The following is a 3817-nucleotide window of genomic DNA, read 5'->3' on the forward strand; positions in this document are numbered from 1 at the left end:
TCGCCGTCGGTTGTTCCTTGCCGTTGCAAAGTTAGAAAAGAATGTTTATGTTTGTTTAACCATCTATACAAAAGTCCGATTGATAGGGGGCTAAACCATCGTTGAAGCGTTAAAAATAAATGGTTCTAGTTTAAAGTTCATTGATGATTTATTCTGTGCTCTAAAAGCAAGGTTGTTTACTTTTGCAACACGGACAGCATCAACGATTGACCAAATACCTACACCAACTGCACTACCAAGTCCCACTAACATTAATCCTGCTCCACTGGAACCATCACCCCCACTATTAATGTCATCAATTGTTCTCAAAGCGCCAACATAATATATCGTAATACAACCAGCATAGCCAGCTAAAAATCCAACACCCCTGCCACCTTCACCAGAAATCATTTGACCTAATCCAGGTACAAAAAAAGAAGCAACACCCGCAATAGTTGGATTGTAAGGGTCACCAACTTGATAAACATAGGTTTTGTGGTCGTACTGTGTTTTGTTTACACGATATTGGGCATTCGAAATGTTACATATTAAAAGAATGCCAAGAATTAAAAAAATAGATTTCTTCATAACGATTTTGTTTTAAAGTTTAAAAAATTAGTTAAAAAAAGGGGGGGGTAATATGTCTCATATTGTTATTGTCTGTTGTTTATTCTTCTTTCATTATAAAATGAGTATTCTTAAAATAATTTTTTTGTCAATTCATAAATTCATTTTATCAACTTATTCTAATAAACAAAATTAAGTTCAACCTACGACAACTAGTGTCGTGTTTGTTTTTTTTTTAATTTTGCTGCTAACGGCTGGGGGTGTGACCAGTTTGGGAGAGCGGGGCTTGGGATTTATCCCCCGTTAAGAAGCTCCCTGCGTGCCGACCCGATTGCCTAACCCATTCAGCCCAAATTGGTTACACCCCTTGTTAGCCACTGGCGATTAATCTTTTCGTCAATTTTCCTTCAATACTTGCTATAAAATTCCAGTTTCTTCTTGGGGTGGGCAAGACAAGCTCTTTGGCTGTTTTAGGTTGAGGCGTTAGCCTGTGCGAACAGCCAATGTGCTTGGCTTTCAAAGGCACTTATTTAATAAATCTTATCTGCAAATTCAGATTGAAATATTGTTGATTATCAGATTCATAAATACGTCCAAAACCGTGTCTTGTGCTACTTGCAGTTTCAAGTTTAGTATTATTCAAAAGATAATTCTCGAATTCATTCCTGTTGTAAATGTGGTAGCACAAAATATCCCCGCTTTCCTTTACCACCAAATATCCACCCGTTGCATCAAGTACTCCTGTCCATACTTTCGATGGCATCATTCCTAACGCAATATCAGTCAAGAACCTTTTGATTTTGTATTCATAAAATGGATGATTTGCTGTTAGGTCGTATTTTAGTGGATTCCTTTTAGATATTTCATTTACCAAGTCAACCATTTTTGAATGAGTTGAAGTGTAAAAGTGATATAATATTTCGGATAGAATAGGACATAAAGAACTGTCAATAAGGGTTAAGTTATTCCCAAATATTGAACTCTCTGTCTTGATGAATTTTAATGAACCATTATTCTCTTTGATTTTTTCAATTCTGTCTTTAATCTTGCTACGATTATCAATCGAATTAATTTCCTCAATTTTCTCTTGGCTTAATTTTGCACCCTCAATTCTGTAAATAAAATTTGTTGTTTTTCCCGCATTCAAGAGAGTTGAAGCTCCACCCAATTGTGATTTTATGCTAAACCCTAATTCGGGATTTGCACCTGTTCTTAAATCGTGAATGATAACCCGAATGTCACTTTTTACAGATGAACTTGCTTTTAATGAATGGCTGTTGTATGAATTGATAAATATTTCAATCTCAGGAATACTGAATGTTGCAGATTTTGATTCTTTGATGTGTTCTAATAAATGCTGAGCTTTTTCTTGAAATACATTTACGGGTATTTTGAAAACCTCTTGATTCCCTTTAATCACAACAATGTTACTGTCATAACTAAATTCAAATGTTCCATTTGATTCATCCCGAAGTATCTTAACTATTGGGAAAATTAAGTTCTCAATTTTGTTAAGGTTTTCATCACCTGCGAATAAATTTCTGTCTGCAATAATTTTTAAAAGAGTGTATACTTCACTCCATTCGCCTTTATTTCCTTTTAGCATATTCTACTTAATTCCAATAGTTTGTAATAATTTTTCTGCTGTTGCTTGAATTGCAGGAACTGCAACTGAATTACCAAATTGTTTGTATGCAGATGCGTCAGCAACAGGAATTTTAAACTCATCAGGAAAACCTTGCAATCTAGCCCACTCACGGGGTGTCATTTTTCTAATTCCCTCTCGGTTTACTTCCCCTTTTATTTTGGTGACGGGTTTAAAATTAGTCAATCTATAGTCGTAAACTAGGTTTCTCTCTCTTCCCATTCCGCCTACAACAATTGCATTCGCAATTCCATTATCTGGAATGATTTCATAACCAAAGCCATTACCTTTATCCTCGTGCCTTTTCTTATGATTGATTAAAGTTTGTAAGTATTGTGTTGATAAATAATATTTTACACAAACTTCTTTTCTCTCTTTTATGTCAGCAAAAGTAATAGGTTCTCCTGTTGGTTCAGGGTAACTAAAATTTTCTGCATTTATGTCCTTACGAAAACCAACAATGTATATCCTTTCACGATTTTGAGGAACTCCAAACTCTTTTGCATTAATAATCATTGGTTCGGCTACATTATAACCCAAGTCATTTCTCAAAACATTAAGAATTGTTGATAGGGTTCTTCCCTTATCGTGGCTTACTAAACCCTTAACATTTTCTAGGAATATTGCTTTTGGTTTCTTTTTTTTAATTATTTCAGCAACGTCAAAGAATAGGGTTCCTCTTGTGTCTTCAAAACCTCCTCTTCGTCCTGCGATAGAAAATGCCTGACAAGGAAAACCTGCACAGAGAACATCAAAATTATCTGGGATAAATTTTTTGGTTTCCTCTTTAGTTATGTCACCAAAAGGAACTTCTCCAAAGTTTACTTCATAAGTTTTTTTTGCCTGTTCGTCCCATTCACTAGTAAAAACGCACTTTCCTTTAAGGTTTTGCATTGCTAATCTAAATCCACCAATACCTGCAAATAAATCTATGAATGTAAATTTATGCTCTTTTGGGGGTGGAAATGGAATATCTTGTTTAAAATCTGTGATTATATACTGCAAAGCGCTTTCAGCTGCATTGTAATCAATACTTTCTTTGGGAAATTTTACTTCAAGTGCTCTTTTTATATGAGAGAGTGCCTCGTTCTTATAAAAACCTGACACTCCATTAGTATGATTATGAATGTAATGAGTTAAGGCTGCTCTACCATTGTCAATAGCTTCAACAACTCTAATTTTAAAAGTTGTTCCAAGAACCTCTTCAAACGATATTTTTTCCTTAATCTTCATTATATTATTATTTCAATCAATAGATTATCAGTGATATATAAAAGTTTACACTTTACAAAGATAATCTTTTTCGTGCGGGTTGTCAAAAATTTGGCTCTTTTGCAAGCCGAAGCATCGGACAGTGGGTGGAGGCTTGCAAATGTGCCAAATGTGCGGTGGGATTTTTATTCTGTTATCAATATTCTTTTCATCGAATTTTGTAGTAACGTTTTGATTCTGTGTGTTTTTCTTCGCTTGTGGCTAACGGCTGGGGGTGTGACCAGTGTGGGAGTGCGTGTTACGTTTTCGTCCCCCGACGAAAACGCCCGAGCGGGCGAAACCGCTCCGAAGTTCCAATGTCAACCCACATTGGCTACACCCCTTGTTGTGGCACGTTTTTAATTTTCTCTTGTT

3 protein-coding genes are annotated in these 3817 nt (G+C 35.5%); all 3 read right to left on the reverse strand.

All coding sequences use genetic code 11. The features are described from left to right. Positions 1–90: 90 nt before the first annotated feature. Positions 91–567: a hypothetical protein gene (locus G8O23_RS17060; RefSeq protein WP_166367111.1), complete on the reverse strand. Its 477-nt coding sequence runs from the start codon at positions 565–567 to the stop codon at positions 91–93. Between the two features lie 505 nt (positions 568–1072). Continuing rightward, positions 1073–2152: an HpaII family restriction endonuclease gene (locus G8O23_RS17065; RefSeq protein ID WP_166367113.1), complete on the reverse strand. Its 1080-nt coding sequence runs from the start codon at positions 2150–2152 to the stop codon at positions 1073–1075. A gap of 3 nt (positions 2153–2155) precedes the next feature. Further along, positions 2156–3424, reverse strand: coding sequence for a DNA cytosine methyltransferase (locus G8O23_RS17070; protein WP_166367115.1), 1269 nt, complete (start codon positions 3422–3424; stop codon positions 2156–2158). Positions 3425–3817: the final 393 nt, after the last annotated feature.

Origin of the sequence: Perlabentimonas gracilis (assembly GCF_011174675.1) — a bacterium.
Classification (GTDB): Bacteria; Bacteroidota; Bacteroidia; order Bacteroidales; family Tenuifilaceae; genus Perlabentimonas; species Perlabentimonas gracilis.

Bases quoted from the DNA above. Each gene is read 5' to 3' on its own strand.
- G8O23_RS17060 (WP_166367111.1), bottom strand. From the start codon at position 567: ATGAAGAAATCTATTTTTTTAATTCTTGGCATTCTTTTAATATGTAAC.
- G8O23_RS17065 (WP_166367113.1), bottom strand. From the start codon at position 2,152: ATGCTAAAAGGAAATAAAGGCGAATGGAGTGAAGTATACACTCTTTTA.
- G8O23_RS17070 (WP_166367115.1), bottom strand. From the start codon at position 3,424: ATGAAGATTAAGGAAAAAATATCGTTTGAAGAGGTTCTTGGAACAACT.